The organism is Mesorhizobium sp. 113-1-2, assembly GCF_016756475.1.
In the GTDB taxonomy this organism is placed as follows: Bacteria; Pseudomonadota; Alphaproteobacteria; order Rhizobiales; family Rhizobiaceae; genus Mesorhizobium; species Mesorhizobium loti_C.
Window position 1 is genome coordinate 2,543,077 of the sequence record NZ_AP023242.1, and the last position, 17,778, is coordinate 2,560,854.

13 protein-coding genes are annotated in these 17,778 nt (G+C 60.1%); 11 read left to right on the forward strand and 2 right to left on the reverse strand.

Features of this window, described 5'->3' with window-relative positions; translation table 11 throughout:
* Positions 1-46 precede the first annotated feature (46 nt).
* Positions 47-1,789 carry a sensor histidine kinase gene (locus tag JN279_RS12135; RefSeq protein WP_202352875.1) on the forward strand — a complete coding sequence of 581 codons (1,743 nt, stop codon included), beginning with the start codon at positions 47-49 and terminating at the stop codon, positions 1,787-1,789.
* 129 nt (positions 1,790-1,918) lie between these two features.
* Here the strand turns inward: JN279_RS12135 and JN279_RS12140 are convergent, their stop codons facing one another.
* Positions 1,919-2,596, reverse strand: a complete 678-nt coding sequence (locus tag JN279_RS12140) for a LuxR C-terminal-related transcriptional regulator (RefSeq protein ID WP_202352876.1) — start codon at positions 2,594-2,596, stop codon at positions 1,919-1,921.
* A 586-nt stretch (positions 2,597-3,182) separates the two neighbouring features.
* On the opposite strand from JN279_RS12140, the gene JN279_RS12145 reads away from it, so the two are divergent.
* The 9 genes from JN279_RS12145 to JN279_RS12185 all read left to right on the forward strand — a co-directional run bounded on the left by JN279_RS12145 (position 3,183) and on the right by JN279_RS12185 (position 13,795).
* Positions 3,183-3,905, forward strand: a complete 723-nt coding sequence (locus JN279_RS12145; protein WP_202352877.1) for a nucleotidyltransferase family protein — start codon at positions 3,183-3,185, stop codon at positions 3,903-3,905.
* Between the two features lie 32 nt (positions 3,906-3,937).
* Positions 3,938-5,074: a DegT/DnrJ/EryC1/StrS family aminotransferase gene (locus tag JN279_RS12150; RefSeq protein ID WP_202352878.1), complete on the forward strand. Its 1,137-nt coding sequence runs from the start codon at positions 3,938-3,940 to the stop codon at positions 5,072-5,074.
* A complete protein-coding gene (locus JN279_RS12155; protein WP_202352879.1) occupies positions 5,071-5,745 on the forward strand; it encodes a sugar transferase in 675 nt (224 codons plus the stop codon). Before JN279_RS12150 ends, JN279_RS12155 begins: the two co-directional genes overlap by 4 nt.
* A gap of 44 nt (positions 5,746-5,789) precedes the next feature.
* The gene (locus JN279_RS12160) at positions 5,790-6,794 is read left to right on the forward strand and encodes an NAD-dependent epimerase/dehydratase family protein (RefSeq protein ID WP_202352880.1); all 1,005 of its coding nucleotides are present in this window, start codon (positions 5,790-5,792) and stop codon (positions 6,792-6,794) included.
* Positions 6,791-8,068 (forward strand): hypothetical protein, encoded by a 1,278-nt coding sequence (locus JN279_RS12165; RefSeq protein ID WP_202352881.1) that lies wholly within the window; start codon positions 6,791-6,793, stop codon positions 8,066-8,068. The genes JN279_RS12160 and JN279_RS12165 overlap by 4 nt, the downstream gene beginning before the upstream one ends.
* Positions 8,055-9,314 carry a polysaccharide biosynthesis/export family protein gene (locus tag JN279_RS12170; protein ID WP_202353700.1) on the forward strand — a complete coding sequence of 420 codons (1,260 nt, stop codon included), beginning with the start codon at positions 8,055-8,057 and terminating at the stop codon, positions 9,312-9,314. The genes JN279_RS12165 and JN279_RS12170 overlap by 14 nt, the downstream gene beginning before the upstream one ends.
* An 86-nt stretch (positions 9,315-9,400) precedes the next feature.
* The gene (locus JN279_RS12175) at positions 9,401-10,318 is read left to right on the forward strand and encodes a class I SAM-dependent methyltransferase (protein ID WP_244734533.1); all 918 of its coding nucleotides are present in this window, start codon (positions 9,401-9,403) and stop codon (positions 10,316-10,318) included.
* Between the two features lie 394 nt (positions 10,319-10,712).
* Positions 10,713-12,425: a type I secretion system permease/ATPase gene (locus JN279_RS12180; protein ID WP_244734536.1), complete on the forward strand. Its 1,713-nt coding sequence runs from the start codon at positions 10,713-10,715 to the stop codon at positions 12,423-12,425.
* Between the two features lie 26 nt (positions 12,426-12,451).
* Positions 12,452-13,795 carry an HlyD family type I secretion periplasmic adaptor subunit gene (locus tag JN279_RS12185; RefSeq protein WP_202353702.1) on the forward strand — a complete coding sequence of 448 codons (1,344 nt, stop codon included), beginning with the start codon at positions 12,452-12,454 and terminating at the stop codon, positions 13,793-13,795.
* Between the two features lie 43 nt (positions 13,796-13,838).
* Here JN279_RS12185 and JN279_RS12190 read toward each other — a convergent pair whose 3' ends face one another.
* Positions 13,839-15,314 carry a hypothetical protein gene (locus JN279_RS12190; protein WP_244734540.1) on the reverse strand — a complete coding sequence of 492 codons (1,476 nt, stop codon included), beginning with the start codon at positions 15,312-15,314 and terminating at the stop codon, positions 13,839-13,841.
* 636 nt (positions 15,315-15,950) lie between these two features.
* Here JN279_RS12190 and glmS point away from each other — a divergent pair.
* Positions 15,951-17,774, forward strand: a complete 1,824-nt coding sequence (glmS, locus tag JN279_RS12195; protein WP_096449661.1) for a glutamine--fructose-6-phosphate transaminase (isomerizing) — start codon at positions 15,951-15,953, stop codon at positions 17,772-17,774.
* Positions 17,775-17,778 lie beyond the last annotated feature (4 nt).

A 17,778-nucleotide genomic window follows, 5' to 3' on the forward strand; every position in this document is an offset into this window, starting at 1 on the left:
CGCGGCCTAGTCTCGACGAACTAGATAGAAGGTTGTAGTCTGGCGCATGGGTTCGTATCTGCGCTGGCTCAAATCGAACGTGTCAAACACGCCGTTGGCTCATGTAGCTTCGCTATTGGTCCTTGCAGCAGCGATAGTACTCGAAGCGATAAATACGATATATCTCGGCGAGGGGGTGACGTTTATTGCGTTTATCCCCATAATTATTGTTATCGTTTATCTCGAAGGGCGTCTGGTTGCCATCGCCGCGACGTTTCTCATGGCGGCCGCCGGCTTGTGGATGCGATGCGTTCTGAACGCCCATCTCTCTGCTGAAGATTGGACGAGCGCCATCTTCCTTCTGGTCTCCGGTGGCCTGATCGCATTTGTGTTCCACCGCCTGCGACAGGATCTGCGCGGGGCGCTTGAGGTCGCAGAATCCAGGCTTGCTGCCATCGATGCCGCCGAGAGTCGTTACCGTTGGGCGTTCGAGCGCGCTGCCCTGGGTTTTGCAAATGCCAATCGACGTGGCGAACTGCTGCAATCGAACAGACGCTTTTGTGAGATGACCGGCTACGGAGGAGAGGAACTTGCCCAGCTCAAGCTGGAAGGGCTCGTTCTTGGCGACGATCGAGATGCCGTGCGGGGGGTGTTGAAGGATTTGGATAATGGCGCCTCGTCGTCCGCTGCGGATATTCGCCTGCTGCGGAAGGACGGCAAGGCATTCTGGGCTCGTCTGTCCCTGTCGTCATCGCGGCCTGACGAGGCATCGACCGAGAGCGTGTTCGTGGTGATCGACGATATTTCCGAGCGACGCGCCGCACGCGAGGCCCTCCGTGCTCAGAAGGAATGGCTTGATCTCGCTCTGTCTGCCGGACGCCTGGGTACGTGGCGAATAGATCTCAAGGAGGGGACAGTCGAGGGCTCCGGCAAGTTCTGGGACATTCTCGGCCTGCCGCCGACGCCCGTCCGCCGCTTGGAAGAACTCTCGGCCGTCATCCATCCAGCCGACTGGCCGAAATTGGCTGCCTCGGCAAAACCCTCGTCGGCCGTGAACTACGACATCGAGATTCGTGTCAGGCGGATGGATGGTCACATACGCTGGGTTGCTCTGCGCGGACGGCAGGAAGAACGCGGCGACCGCGCAATCCGCATCGGGATCGCGGCCGATCTGACCGAGCGTCGACAAACCACGCTTCTTCGCGCCGCCGTAAAGAAGCGCGAGCGCATCATGCTCGAAGACCGCCATCGGTTCAGCAATTTGTTCCCGGTGATCACGGCCCTGGTAAAGATGATCAATGTTCCCGAGAACGACGTTGCCAAATACAAGGAGATGCTGGTCGACCGGATCAGAACGCTGGAAGCGACGCATCTGCTCCTGTCTCGTCATACCAGCCTGTCGGGGATGCTCCACGATCTCGTGGCCCAGGAGTTGCAACCCTTCAAGGAGACGCGGGACATAACGATCGACGGCCCCTCCCTCACAGTGCCAGCTGGCGCCGCCGAGAGCTTTGCGATGATCCTTCACGAGCTGACGACAAACTCCGTGAAACACGGTGCGCTGGGTGACTCACAAGGCAAGGTCGAAGTTAAGTGGCAATTCGCATCCGACGGCGCAGGAGGCGATCTCGTGTTCGATTGGGTGGAATCGGGACGGCGGAAGAATTCAAAGGTCGTGCGCCACGGTTTCGGATCCATGATAATCGGCGTGGATGGCACACCGCTTGTCGGTCATTCCCCGAAACTGGAAATATCGGAGCACGGACTGCGATACTCGTTGCGGTTATCGCGGAAGGAAATTGAACTATAGCGCATGTCGCCGCAATGCGATCTGGGATTTGGGAAACCAGCATCCATAGCAGGATCCAAAACGCGCCGGTCTCGCAGGTCTACCCTCAGCATGCCGGTCCAAACCGCTACCCGCTTCGGGTGGCATAAATCAGCTCACATTTCTCGACTGCCAGGTTTGCAGCAAAACGGCTGCTTCAGTCCGGTTTCGTACCCCGAGCTCGCGCAGAATGGCAGCGGCATGGATTTTGGTTGTCGCTTCGGCAATATCCAGATTGCGGGCGATTTCCTTGTTCGAATACCCTTCCGCCATCAGCTTGAGGACGTCCTTCTGCCTCGATGTCAGCCTGCCGAGATCGCTCGAACCCACGCGTCGACGGGAAGGATTTTTCGCCGAGGGCAGGGCGGCATACGATCTCTGGTCCCCAGACGTTCGGGACAAGAGTGCTGGTACGTAGATCCGACCCGCGAGGATCTCATTTACGGCCAGCACGACTTCTTCGTCTTTCTGCGATTTGACGATGTAACCATGGAGCCCGATCGAAAGAGCGGTCAGGATCTCCGAGCGGGAATCGTCCCCGGAAACGATGGCAAAGCGTGTGTGAGGATAGGCGGAGAGAACGTCGCTGAGCACTTGCTGATCAAACAACCCAGGCATGTTCAGGTCGAGGATCGCAAGATCAACGGATGCCTGCTCCTCCAGAAGATTGACCACAGCATCGAAACACGCAGCCTCGAATATTTCGGCACCTGGAATTCCAGCCATAAGTGCTAGCCGAAGGCCGCGCCGATATAAGCCGTGATCGTCGGCGATGACGATCCGATACATTGAACTACCCCAACGCGTTACCCGGTTCCCGACGAGAAAACCCGCTGGAACCTCCCATTCCTCTGTGATGGTCGGAACCGTGGTGATCCCTGAAGTCATGGCCAACCACTGGTCTTCCCATCGCTGTGATGTCCGCACATCCCCATTCGCGCACATCAAGCATGGCTAATATAATACTAATTTGCGAAAGCCGTCGTTATTTTTTTTAACGCTGGCTTCTCGTGACTGCCTGCCGAGCGATGTCGAGTGCCCGTTTGTCCGGAACCAGTTTGCGGGATGCGGCACCTGCCTTCACTGGACGCGCGCAGATCGGTTCCGGCACTTGGCGGATCACTGTTTTTGATCGCAAGACTCAGTCGACTTCATTGGTCTCATGGTCAGGTCCAAAGCGCTTGGGTCTGCCCTTGATCCTGCGGCTATCTAATACCGGAAACGCTTGGGATCGTTACCATTCGAATGCACGACGACACCCATTCAGAGTGATCATACCATTCATGATGAGGTGTTCGGATTGGCTCGTGGGCGACCCTGCGAGCACTCCATTCGCAACTATGATGTTCGGGCTGAATAAACTCGGGAGGATCGGATGAAAGCGGTGATTCAATGTGGTGGGATGGGTACGCGCCTTCGGCCTTTCACGTCGGTCCTGCCGAAACCCTTGATGCCGATAGGAGCCCGGCCCGTTCTTGAGCTGCTTCTGAAGTGGCTGCGGCGCAACGGTATCGAAGAGGTCTATATCACGACCGGGTATCTCGGGCACTTGATCCGCAGCGTCTGCGGTGACGGATCGCAATGGAATCTGAAGATCAGATACACCCAGGAAATGGAGCCACTGGGCACCATCGGGCCTCTCTCTTTGATCAGGGATGAACTGAACGATACATTTGTCGTGCTCAACGGCGATGTTCTTACCGATCTAAGCCTCAGCCGGTTCGTGGCCGCGCACCGCATGCACAAGGATCCGGTTACGATCGCCACGGCCTGCCGCCATATCAAGATGGACTTCGGCGTCATCGACGAGATCGACAATGCCGTTCAGCTCTTTCGGGAAAAGCCGACGCTTTCCCATCTCGTCAGCATGGGGATTTACTGCATGAACCCGGATGTCCTGCGGTTCATTCCTTCCGGCATCCCCTTTGGGTTCGACGATCTGATGCTGCAGATGATGCAGGGCGGCACGACCGTCCATGTGTACAAGCATGACGGTCTCTGGCTCGACATCGGTCGCGTCGATGACTTCCAGAATGCGCAAGCGATTGCCTGGGAAGAACAGTCGACCTCGATCGAGGTCGCAGCCGCGGCCGCATGAAAACCTGCAAATAACGAGTTCAGGAGGTCAAGATGCTCTTGGTGAGCGCCCCGATACTAGGCGTGCCGGAGAAGGTAGCCCTGTCCAAGGTGATTGACAGCGGCTGGCTTACCATGGGGGACAGGGTACGAGAGTTCGAGCAGACCTTTGCCACCATGCATGGCGCGCAGGATTGCGTTGCGGTCGGTTCCTGCACCGCGGCGCTTCATCTTATCCTGCATGCACTGGGAATAGGCCCTGGCGACGAAGTGCTGGTTCCGTCACTGACGTTCGTGGCGACCGCGAATGCGGTGCTCTATGTCGGGGCTACTCCAGTCTTTGTCGATATCGAGTCGGTCGACGTGCCGCTGATGTCGCTTTCGGAAGCCGAAACGCGGTGCACGCCACGCACCAAAGCGGTGATCCTCGTTCACTTCGCGGGCTATCTAGCCAATCGGGAACAATGGCAGCGTTTCGCCCGGCTTAGAGGACTGCATATCATCGAGGATGCCGCGCATGCGCCCGGCCTCAGGGAAGTGGGGACGTTCGGCACCGCGGCGGCTTTCAGCTTCTATGGCAACAAGAACATGACAACGGCGGAAGGGGGCGCGGTGATCGCCCGCGATCCCGATCTCCTCGACAGGGTTCGCCAGGCCCGTGGGCACGGGATGACCAGCGGGACACATCAGCGGCTGAACAGTCGTACCCCGCTATATGATGTCACGATGCTCGGGTTCAACTACCGCATGGACGAGATGCGGGCGGCGATTGGGCTGGTTCAGCTGCAGAACCTGCAAGAGTGGAACGAAATCAGGCGCATCCTGGCTGTCCTCTACAGGCGCCTCATCGCAGAACATTGCCCGGCCGTGACCATTCCATTCAGCGAACCCCGGACGTCGGCTTACCACATCATGCCGGTCCTCCTGCCGCGCTACGCGAGGCGGCAGGACGTTATCGACGAACTGCGGACGCAGGGGATACAGACCACGATTCATTATCCGCCGGTGCACCAGATGACGTTCTATCGCGAGCGTTATCCCGGCATCACCTTGCCGCGGACAGAGGACTTTGCGCAGCGAGAGCTGACAATTCCACTGCATCCCCAGATCACTTCACCTGTCGCCGAAGCGGTTGTGTCTGCACTCGCAACCGCGCTCAACGGCGGCGCCCAAACAGGAACTGCCGCATGAATGCATTAGATCTTTCCGTGCATCGGCGCGTCGTCTCAAGGCCCGTACACGGCCTGGCGAGACGTTCGATCGATCTCGTGGTCGCCGGCGTCGCGGCCGTCCTATTCGCACCATTGATGCTGCTGATCGCCGGAGCGCTGCTGCTCGAAGGCGGAGGCTCGATCTTGTTCGCACAGACCCGCATGGGCGCTGGTGGCCGACCCTTCCGCATGTACAAATTTCGCAAGTTCGGTGTGAACTGCGGCTCTCAAGGCCTCGCGCTGACCGTCGTGGGCGACAGCCGCATGACGACGGTGGGCCGGTTCCTGGCCGCAACGAAGTTCGACGAACTGCCGCAGCTGTGGAACGTCCTCAAAGGCGAGATGGCGATCGTCGGGCCGCGACCTGAGAGCATGGCTTTCGCCGATTGTTTCCGGGGCGGCCTCGAGGCCGTCCTGCAATACAAACCCGGCCTGCTGGGGCCAAGCCAGGTTCTCTTCCGGCACGAGGCGCATTTCTTTCCCCAATCCACGGATCCGATCCTGTTTTACCGGGAGGTCATGTTCCCCGCCAAAGCCAGACTCGACCTCTCCTACTATCCACAGCGCACCATCGCCTCCGACATCGTGTGGATGATGCGGGGCTTCCTGGCGGTTGTCGGCTGGGTTCCATCACAGCCGATCGATGTATGAACCCCAAAGAGAGGCGCTCCAGTCAGCCAAGGGAATGCGCAGTTATGAGCTACAACGGCAAGAAAGTTCTGGTGACGGGCGCGGATGGATTTATCGGTTCGCATCTCACCGAAGCGCTCGTCCGCAACGGAGCGGATGTCACGGCTCTGGCGCTCTACAATTCCTTCGACAGCCATGGATGGCTGGATGATCTGCCGGACAACATCCGGAGCCGACTGAAGCTTGTCCGCGGCGACGTCCGCGACAGCGCGTTCCTGAACCGGATCGTGCGCGGCCAGGCCGTTGTGTTTCACCTGGCCGCGCTCATTGCGATTCCATATTCCTACGCGGCTGCGCAGTCCTATGTGGAAACCAACATCCTGGGCACGGTGAACGTACTCGAAGCGGCGCGTCAATGGGAGACGGAGCGCGTGGTGCATACCTCCACAAGCGAGGTCTATGGAACGGCCCAGACCATGCCCATCCGCGAAACGCATCCGCTGCAGGGACAGTCGCCGTATTCGGCATCCAAGATCGGCGCCGACATGATGGCGGAGTCCTACGCCAGGTCGTTCGATGTGCCTGTGGTCATCATGCGGCCCTTCAACACCTATGGTCCGCGGCAGAGTGAGCGCGCCATCGTGCCGACCATCATCCGACAGGCCCTCGACCCGAATTGCCCGTCGATCATGGTCGGCGATACAAGTCCGATCCGCGACCTGACCTTTGTGGAAGACACCGCGACAGCGTTCCTGACTGCGGGCATGGCCGGGCTTGAATTCGGCCACGCGTACAATGCCGGCAGCCAACGCGCCGTGACCATCTCCGACGTATTGGACCTTGTTCTCGAATTGAGCGGTTCCAAAAAACCGATCCATCGCGACGAAAGTCGTTTGCGGCCGCAAAATTCGGAAGTTCGCGCCTTGCTCGCCGATTCCTCGCTCTTTGAGGGCGAGACTGGATGGCGGGCGCAGACCAGCCTGCGCGACGGGCTGGAGCGAACGATCGCATGGTGGCGCGCGCGCTTTAGTGAAGGCCGGGTGCGGCGCGAAATGGGTTATATGACATGACCCTGCTCCGCCGGCATATGTTGGCAATGTTGCTGATTGCCGGTGCCATGTTCCTGAATATCTACATGGCCGGCGGTCGCGAAAGCAGCGCATCGCAACCGTCGCCCTCACAGGCCGCAAAAAACCTGCCGGGCTATCTGCGCGAAACGACGGATCCATGGTCCGGCATGATTTTCGTGCGGATCACCGAACCCGGAATTCTCGGCCTGGCGGGTGTCTGCGGGAAGAAATACTGCACCCACCGTTACTCGAGCGCACAGGCTTGGAACGCCGACCAGAGCCTTCTCCTGATCGTCAACGGTTGCGGTGGCATGTGCTTTCTCGACGGGCACAGCTACGTTCCATTGTTCCACCGCAACCGCTCGACTGAATGCGAATGGCATCCCAAGGATCCCGAGCTGATGATCTGCGTTGGCGGCCGGCAGATTTCAACCTGGGCGCCACGCACCGATCATGAGGACATCGTGTTCACCTCGGCGGCCTACAGCAAGCTTCAGTTCGGACCCAACAAAGGCAATCCGAGCCGCGACGGCAACCGCATTGCGGTGCGTGCGACGCGCAATGACGGCAAAGCGGTGGTCTTCGGCTACGACCTGAAGGAGCGGCAGAAATTCCCGGATATCGATCTTGGCCAGCTTCCAGGAACCACCGGCTCCTGCTCCATCTCCCCGCTCGGGATCAACATAGTGTGCTCACAGGCCTTGTCGGACGACCATGAACCGACCTTCGTCTTTTCCATCGACGGCGTCTTGCGCCAGAAGTGGATGGAGCACCACCGGCCCGGTCACGGCGACATGACGGTCGATGCCGACGGCAGCGAAATCTCTGTCGGGATCAGCAAATCGGATCCCGACAAATATCAGGTGATCAAGCGCCGATTGGCCGATGGCAAGGTCACCTTGCTGATGAAATATGGCGAGGCCATGCATGCGTCGCTCAGATCCCTGGACAGGCCGGGCTGGGTGTTTCTGAGCTATGGCGGCACGCCAGACGAAATATCGCAGCACCCGGATTGGGCGCCTTACGCGCAGCAGGTCATTGCGCTGCGCATGGACGGCAGCGGAGAGGTCCGCCGCATCGTGGACACGCAAAACGTGCACTTCGACTACTGGAGCGAGACGCATGCCTCGCCGTCTCCTGATGGCTCACAAGTGGTCTGGTCGAGCAATTGGGGTGTGCCCGGTGGGCCGGTATACGATTTCGTTACCCGTGTTGAATGGCCTTCGGAGCCGGTGCCGAACCAGAAGGAGATTGTCGCAAATGGCCTTCACTAAACGAACTGTTCTTGCCGCGGCTGCCGTGATGTCCCTGACATCGATGGCCATCGCAGGCGGCGCCGAGCCCTATCAACTGTCACCTGGCGATACCGTCGAGATTGGGATAGCGCCGATCCCGGAGCGAACGCAGCGCGCGGTTGTCCAGATGGACGGTAACATCGCCCTTCCCGAAGTCGGGATGATCATGGTCGCAGGCCTGACGGCGTCTCAATTGCAGACGCGCATGCAAGCGCTTTTGCCGACCAAGATCTTCCATGTGCGTCTGCCCGATGGACGCGAGCAGATGGTTGTCGTCAAGCCGGACGACGTGACTGCCATCATCGCGGAGTATCGTCCGATCTATGTGATGGGCGACGTGCTTACCCCGGGACAACAGGCCTATCGTCCGCTCATGACCGTGCGGCAGGCGCTTGCCGTCTCCGGCGGCTTCAGCCTTTTGCGGTCACGGGCAGGCCAGACAGGCCCCGATCCGGTTGATCTCAGGCGCGACTACGAGACACTTTGGGGGGATTACACCAAAGACTATTTTCACGCCGCCCGTATCCGCGCCGAACTTCAGGGGCAGGCGGATTTCGACAAGCAGACGCCGCAGGGATCACCCCTGTCGCCCAGCGTCGGAGCCGCGATCGCCCAGGCTGAAGCGGACGGGCTGAAGATTGCGCTGAGCGATTTCCAGCAGGAGCAGGCTTTTCTCGAGAAGGGCGAGAAGGATGCGGCCGATCAAATCGAGGTTTTGCAGAAGCGCGAACAGGTCGAGGCCGAGAGCGTGAAGGCGGACCAGGAAGACCTGGCGAAAGTAACCAAGGCGTTTGACGCAGGCAATCTGACCAACAACCGTCTCGCCGATGTCAGGCGCGCCTTGCTTCTGTCGTCGAGCGGTGCGCTGCAAACCACGGTCGAGCTTATGAGAGCGCGGCGCCAGCAGGAGGACTATGTCAGGCAGCACGAACGCAATGACAATCAAAAGAAGATTGCCTTGCTGACGGATCTGAAGGACACCAACGCGCGGCTGGCGGATGTCACCGCCAGGCTCCACGCCGTCAGCGAGAAGCTGCAACCGACCGGTGCATCCACCCAGCCATTGCCGATTGCCGGCGAAACGATCCAGGCTCAGGTCACGATCGTCCGCAAGATAGGCGATGAGTGGCGCAAGCTCTCGGCTGACGAGGATACGGTTGTGATGCCGGGGGATACCGTCGAAGCCCGGTTCAACAGTGATCTGCAAAGCGCGGCGATCCAATAGGCCGCCTCGGTCGCAGTCCGATAAAATGGGCTTGGGGAGCTCACTGTTCGATTGGGCAGTCGAACGCAATGTAACGGGAGATACTGGTGAGGCTCAATTCCAAGCAAGGGGTGAAGCCGGCGCCGTCGACGAACTCGGCTCAAATGGCTCAGTCGGCAAATTATGCTTACGATACGCCTTCAGCAGCGCGGATTCCGCGGGCCAGGCCTCAGACCGGTAAGTCCAGGGTTTGGCAGGAGCTGACGTCCAGCCAGCAGGTCCACCCGCAAGGCGACCGAGTGTCGAACGACTACAGAGCCAGCCATTGCGCGCCAGGCTACGGCGCGCATTACAACAAAACACATGAGTCCGGCTATTATGGCGCGCTTTGGGAGAAAATCGAAAAGCCGCTGATCCTGGACGTTCTGCGCCCAATGGGCGGAGCCGGCCGAAAGTGCCTTGATTTCGCATGCGGAACAGGTCGCATCGCCAACGTGGCAGCCCGGCTCTTCGGCGAGGTGGTGGGCGCCGACATTTCCAGACCCATGCTCGACTGCGCGCAAGTTCCGCCCAACGTGAGACTGCGTCACATCGATATGACGAGGGAGCCTCTCGGCGAGACCTTCGACGTCGTAACGGCATTTCGCTTCTTCCTGAACGCAGAGGATCAACTGAAGTCGGACGCGCTGAAGGCAATAAATGAGCATCTGAAAGACGGCGGGCGACTCGTGTGCAATGTTCACATGAATGCGACTTCACCCATCGGCCTGGTTTGCCGGCTGCTCAACCGGTTGTCTGGACGCACAATTCGCCACACGCTGAGCACAACGGCGTTCAAGGAGCTCCTGACCGCGTCGGGCTTCCGTGTCGAGGAGATGATACCTTACGGCTATCTGCCGCGGCCGGGAAACCTGTTGCCAGGGGTCTGTGGAGCGTTGATCGAGCCCTTCGAGAAGGTGTCCAGAACTCTTCGCGTTCCTGGACAACTGGCGCAGCATTTCCTGGTTGTTGCGAAGAAGCGCTAAAAAGAGATCGCACATTCAAATGGCTCCCAGAAGACCGCCGGAGAGCCGTTTGTCTGAGGGGCGACTCACCCCCTCGAAAGCAGGGCGCGGTGTCGCTCTCATTGCCTCGAACACGCCCCCGCAGCCTTCCAGCACACCTCAAACCGACAGTTTTCCCCTGATTTAATGCGTCAGTTCCGGGTTTCTCGGGCTGGCGCCACGATTTCGCTACATTTGGACGGAAGGCCAGATACGTTAGTGGGGCGTAATATTAGAAGGCAAAGAGGGATACGCTCCTGAAGACCCAAAATTTGTCCATGGCCGGCGGAGCCGATCGGCCGACCCGACGACTTCTTGTCGAAGGTCGCAAGCCATGAGTTCCGGTGGGATACGCTCGCCCGATCTACGTGGCGCCATGCTTGACGCTGTGCCCGCGCTGGTAGGCGTTGGTGTGTTCTCGGCGGTCATAAACATTCTCGCTTTGACCGGCTCCGTCTATATGCTGCAAGTCTACGACCGCGTTCTGCCTTCACAGAGCGTTCCGACGCTTGTCGGATTTACGATCGGAATGCTGGGCCTTTACGCGGTCTACGGGTTGCTTGATTTCGTGCGGCTTCGCCTCCTGGTTCGAATCGGCAATCGTCTCCATAAGAAGCTGCAGCAAAGGGTCTTCGGCCTCTCACTGTCCTTACCGCTCATCGGCGGCCAGGATGCGAACCGGATACATCCGCTTCGTGATCTCGACCAGTTGCGCGGTTTCCTTTCAGGATTGGGGCCGACCGTCATCTTCGACGCACCGTGGATACCGTTTTATCTGCTGATCATTTACTTCCTGCATCCAGCGCTCGGTCTCTTGGCAACGAGCGGTGCGATTGTTGTCGTGCTGCTCACGGTGATCGCGGAAGTCCTTGGTCGCTCATCCGCGGCGCGCGCGTCCGAGACAATGGTTTCGCAACGCAATCTTGCCGATTCCGGCCGCCGCAATGCGGAGGTTGTGCGCGCGATGGGCCTTTCCGGGCGGCTTGCCCGCCGTTGGAGCGAGATCAATCAGGCATATCTCTCGCACCAGGAGCGGCTTTCCGACATCGTCGGCGCCACCGGTGCCCTCTCGAGGGCGCTGCGGATGGCCCTGCAGTCCTGCGTTCTAGGACTGGGCGCCTATCTCGTGATCGGAGGAGAAGCGTCCCCAGGTGTGATCATAGCATCCTCCATATTGCTGGGCCGCTCGCTGGCCCCGGTTGACGCGGCGATGGCCAACTGGCGAGGCTTCGTGGCGTTCCGTCAGAGCTATTCCCAACTGGCAGCGGCGCTGACCGCCTTTGGTAGCCAAGGCGAACTCATGGAATTGCCGCGGCCGCAGGCGATGCTTGCGGTCGAGGAAGTCACGATAGCTCCGCCAGGCCAGCAAAAACCGACCGTAGCCAATGTCAGCTTCAGCCTGTCTGGAGGAACGGGCATGGCCATTGTCGGGCCAAGCGGTTCCGGCAAAACGACGCTTGTGCGCGCGCTGGTGGGCGTGTGGCAGCCGCTTCGCGGAACGGTCAGGCTGGACGAAGCCTCGCTCGACCAATGGGGCCATGAGCAGCTTGGCGCTCATATCGGTTACCTGCCGCAAGACGTCGAACTGTTTGATGGAACGGTTGCCGATAACATTTCGCGATTTGGCGGTAAGGGCGATGCCAAGGGCGTTCTGGCAGCCGCCAGGGCCGCGGGTGTCGACAAGATGATCATGCGATTGCCGAATGGGTTTCAAACACGCGTCGGCGAGGGAGGGGCAGCCCTGTCGGCCGGACAGCGGCAACTCGTCGGGCTTGCCAGGGCACTTTATGGCGACCCGTTTCTTGTCGTCCTCGACGAGCCGAATTCAAACCTGGATGTCGATGGCGATACCGCCCTGGCCGGCGCGATCCTGGGCGTGCGCCGACGTGGGGGCATCGTCATCGTTGTTGCTCACCGTCCTTCTGCCCTCACCAATATCGACAAGGTGCTCGTCATGGCGAATGGGACGCTTCACTCCTTTGGCTCCCGCGAAGAGGTCCTGGCTAACGTTATCCGGCCTTTCCCTTCGCCTGCTGAACGGCCGGCGGCGGTTGTCCCGATGCATAAAGGGGTGAGCGGTCATGCGTGAGGTGCTGTTTCGTGTCTGACGCGACGATGGGTTTATTTGCTCCGATCGACGATGGGAGCCGAGGGGGCGAGGCGAATTCGGCCGAGGCGCGGGATGGTATCAGGGCCAACCTGATCCTGGGCGCGGCGGTCACCGTCATGTTGATTGCCGGCGGCGGGCTTTGGCTCGGCTTGACCAAGATCGCCGGCGCGGTGATTGCGCCTGCCACCGTGGTGGTCGAAAGCAACATCAAGAAAGTCCAGCACCTGACCGGCGGCACGATCGGCGGCATCTTCGCGCAAGATGGGGATCACGTGCAGGCCGGCGATGTGGTGGCCAGGCTGGACGACACGCTGACGCGGGCCAACCTGCAAATAATCAGTCAGGATCTTGATCGCGCAACCGTCCGGCTTGCGCGGCTGGAGGCCGAGCGACAGGGGCTGCCGGAAATGCAGCTTCCGTCCAGCCTTCAAACACGGATGGGCGACCCGGAATTGGCTGCACTGGTGAACGGGGAGCGTACCCTGTTCGAAAGCCGCGCAACGGCGTTGACGGGGCAGAAGGCACAATTGCAAAGCCGTTCAAAGCAACTCGAACGCCAGATCGATGGCCTCAAGGCGCAGCAGGCCGCGGAAGACCAGTCCGTGGTCCTGCTGGACGGAGATCTTACCGATGTCCAGGCGCTTTATACAAAGAAGTTGGTGTCCAAGGAGAGACTGAGCAACATCAGATTGGATGCCACCCGGGCGCACGGAGAATCAGGACGCCTCGCGGCGGCGGTCGCTGAGGCACAGGCCCGGATCAGCGAGACCGAATTGCAGATTCTTCAGCTTGATGAACAAAGGCGCAGTGAAGTAACGAGCGAGCTTCGTGAAACGGAAGCCAAGCAGACCGAACTCAGCGAGCGCAAGGTCGTCGCGCAAGACGAATTGACCAAAACCAACATCCGCGCTCCACAATCGGGAACGGTGCAGGAATCCTCCATCCACACGATCGGCGGCGTGATCGCTCCTGGGGAAGTGATCATGATGATTGTACCCGACGCCGACAACCTCGTCGTCGACGCGCTAATCCCCCCATCGCGCATAGACGACGTTCGTCCAGGTCAGCACGTCTCGATCCGGTTTCCGGCTTTCGATGCCGGCACCACGCCGGCTTGCGAGGGATCGGTCAAGCGCATCTCGGCGGATCTGATCAAGGATCAGCAAAAACAGCTTTCGTATTTCTCGGCGCGTATCAATGTCGAGAACAAGGCAGCCTGCCTGACCGATGCCAAGGTGCTCAAACCAGGTATGCCGGCAGAGGTCCACATAAGCACCGACGAACGCAGCGTCTGGTCTTATCTGCTGAAGCCTCTCACGGATCAGATGTCCAGGGCCTTCCGCCAATGACATGGCGAACTGTTGGAAGCGAGCCGCAAAATGCGATTAGCTCCTACGACGCGGTGAGCGCCCGTCGGCGAACGCGGCGAGCGGTACGCACCGTTCGCTCCGCCGTCACCGGAATCTTGGCCATATCGTTCTTGTGCGGCATGGCGTTCGTGGTGCTATGGAGCCTCTCATAAGGCAGCAAATCTCTGATCCGGGCGTTGACCGATGCAATTTCGGCCCGTAGGTCCTCGCATTCCTGCCGTCTGATATCGAGTTGTATTTGATCGGATGCCTGCTGCAGCGACAGCTGTGAAAAATTGGCGGTTATCTTCGAAAGGTTCAGCTTGTCGGTTTCGGCCTCCTTGGTGAGGGCAGCCAACCTCTCATCCGCCACCTGCTTTTCCGCCACGGCGTCGCTCCATTGGAGCCTGAGCCTGTCGATCTCGGCCGAGGCCTCGTTATTTGCGTTCGATGCGAGCTCCAGTCGCGAGTTGAGGCTCTGAACTTCGGAACGCAATCCCCGAATCTCGGCTCGGCAGCGTTCGAGCTCGGCATCCTTGTCCGCCTCCATGATCTTTGCGGTTTCTGTGACCTCCGACAGTTTCGCCTGGGTGACCTCGAGTGCGTGGTGGAGCCGTGTCGCTTCCTTTTCGCTCTTGCCGAGCGCACCCAGTATTTCGGAATTTTTCGCAGCTTCGGTGGCATGGATCGAGGAGAATGCGTCCAGCCTGTGCCGCGCCTCGTCCTCGCGCTTCAGCGCCTTTTCCAGGTCGATCGACAGGCTGACATTCTTTTCACGCAGCTGTTTGTTTTCGCGCGCGCGTCTGTCGGCCTCGACGGTCGCGGCGGCAAGCGTGTTTGTGAGGTCTCCGAAATCCGCTTCGTTCTTTGCGTTGGTGTTCGCGGCCTCCACGAGCTCCAGCCTTGCCGCAGCCAATGCGCCACGAAGCGCCTCGCTGTCCTGAACCAGGCTTGCCTCGCGCTGCTGCAAAGCTTCCACCATGCTTTCACGCTCATGCTGCCTTCGGTTCAGATCATTGAGCTTGTCCGACAGGCTCCTTTGCTCCGCGGTCAGGTTTAGATTGGCCAGCTCCAGTTCGTTGGCGCGGAGAATGTCGGCGTGAAGGATGTGAAAGAATTCGAAGGTCAGTTGATGTGTGCTTGCGATCTCGGACAGTTTCGCGTTGATCTCCTCGAAATGCAGCTTCGCATCGCGAAACAGCCCGTCAAAGGAACTCAAGGCAGCCATGCGGCTCTGCGTATGAGAGGTCAGCCGTCGCACGGGTTCCGGAATGGCGGCATCGTCGGTGCCAGCATTATCCTCGGTTTGCGCGCTGTCGTCCTGTTCGCTGTTGTCGTCTGGCATGGGCGGCTCGCCCGCGCCGTGGTCTATTGCCGACGCTGACAGGTCATCCAAACCGAGGCACTCGTCAACGGCATCAGCCAAGTCAGCTTCGAGGTCCTCGAATGACTTCTCCACACTGTTGTCGGCACGTTTGATCAGATCCCTGAACTTCATGCCCTGCACCCCCTTGCGCATGCCTGGACCCAGCAAGGCGCGGATTGAGCTTCCATTTGTATCGAGAGATCAGTTCAGCGTCTTCGTGCAATCAAACGATGCCGGGTGCCAGCGATTCAGCGCTTTTGACGGCAACGAGTCGTCGGTTTGGCGGTCGCCAATCACCTCCACCCACCTTTGTGGCCTATGCCAGGATGGCTTTGCGTCGGATGGTCCCTCTCGTGTTCATCTTGACGTCTTTTGTTGCGTGGACACCAGCGCCGCTCGCTTGCCGGCACGCGAGGCAGTCAGGAGCGCTTTCGCGTGTAAGCCCCGGACAGATCAAGCGGCCCGACAGCCTCTTGTAGGGGGGCATCAGGCGGCCGGGCCTAACCGGCTGTTGGGTGTGTTTTGGTTTGCCGGCTGACCCAACATGCGCCTGGGCCGACGCAAGCGCATCATTCGAACGAACTGTTCGTCGGGCGGCTTCACGCGGCTAGTGAGGCAAACTCCGCCCCCGGACCGCGCCCTCTTGGACCACTTCGCAAGCACGGCGGTTTCTGGTCGCGAATAAGGCCGTAGGCTCCTTCAAATGAACGATCAGCCCGTAGTCGAGGAGGGATATCGTGGCTTCTACGGCGACAAGGACCGGAATTCTGCAGGTCGAGGGGCAAAGCCATGTGCGGCATCGTTGGGATCGTCGGCCACTCGCAGGTTGTGCCGCTTATCGTCGATGCGCTGAAGCGGCTCGAATATCGCGGCTATGACTCGGCCGGCGTCGCCACCATCGAGCGTGGTGAGCTTGCCCGCCGCCGCGCCGAAGGCAAGCTGATCAACCTTGAGCGCCGGCTCAAGGAGGAGCCGCTCGATGGCACGATCGGCATCGGCCACACCCGCTGGGCCACCCATGGCGTGCCCAATGAGACCAATGCGCATCCGCATTTTTCCGATGGGGTCGCCATCGTCCACAACGGCATTATCGAGAACTTTGCCGAACTGCGCGACGAGCTGGTCCGCGACGGCTATTCCTTCTCGTCGCAGACCGACACCGAAGTCGTCGCGCATCTGGTGGCGCGCGAACTCGCCAGGGGGCTGAAGCCGGTCGAGGCCGCGCACCAGGCGCTGAAGCGGCTGGAAGGCGCCTTTGCGCTGGCCATCATGTTCAAGGGTGACGAAGACCTGATCGTCGGCGCCCGCAATGGCCCGCCGCTGGCTGTCGGCCATGGCGATGGCGAGATGTTCTTGGGATCGGACGCCATCGCGCTGGCGCCATTCACCAATTCGATCACCTATCTCGAAGACGGCGACTGGGCGGTGGTGCGCCGCGACAGCGTCGCCATCTTCGACATTGACGGCAAGAAGGTCGAGCGCAAGCGCCAGCAGTCGCTGTCGACCTCCTTCATGGTCGACAAGGGCAACCGGCGCCATTTCATGGAGAAGGAAATCCATGAACAGCCCGAGGTGATCTCGCACACGCTGGCGCATTATGTCGACTTCGTCTCCGGCGTCTCGAAGCCGCTCGACCTGCCATTCGACTTTGCCAAGATTGGCCGGCTGGCGATCTCGGCTTGCGGCACCGCCTATCTGGCCGGCCTGATCGGCAAATACTGGTTCGAGCGCTATGCAAGGCTGCCGGTCGACATCGATGTCGCCTCGGAGTTCCGCTATCGCGAGATGCCGCTGTCGGCCAACGACGCCGCTTTCTTCATCTCGCAATCGGGCGAGACCGCCGACACGCTGGCCTCGCTGCGTTATTGCCGCAAGGCCGGCATGAAGATCGGCGCCGTCGTCAATGTGCGGGAATCGACCATGGCGCGCGAATCCGACGTCGTGCTGCCGACACTGGCCGGCCCCGAGATCGGCGTCGCCTCGACCAAGGCTTTTACCTGCCAGCTCTCGGTGCTGGCGTCACTCGCCGTGCGCGCCGGCGTGGCGCGCGGTACGATTTCGAAGGATGAGGAAAAGACCCTGGTGCGCGCGCTTTCGGAAGCGCCGCGCTATGCCAACCAGGTGCTCAAGCTCGAAGAGCAGATCGAGCGCATCGCGCGCGAACTGTCGCGTTACAAGGATGTGCTCTATCTCGGCCGCGACACGAATTTCCCGCTGGCCATGGAAGGCGCGCTGAAACTCAAGGAAATCTCCTACATCCACGCCGAGGGCTATGCCGCCGGCGAATTGAAGCACGGGCCGATCGCGCTGATCGACGAGAACATGCCGGTGATCGTGATTGCGCCGCATGACCGCATTTTCGAGAAGACCGTGTCGAACATGCAGGAAGTGGCGGCACGCGGCGGCAAGATCATCCTGATCACCGACGCCAAGGGCGCGGCACACTCAAGCGTGAAGACGATGGAGACGATCATCCTGCCGGACGTGCCGGAAATCATCTCGCCGATCATCTACGCGCTGCCGATCCAGATGCTGGCCTATTTCGCCGCCGTGTTCATGGGCACCGACGTCGACCAGCCGCGCAATCTGGCGAAATCCGTGACGGTGGAGTAGGGGG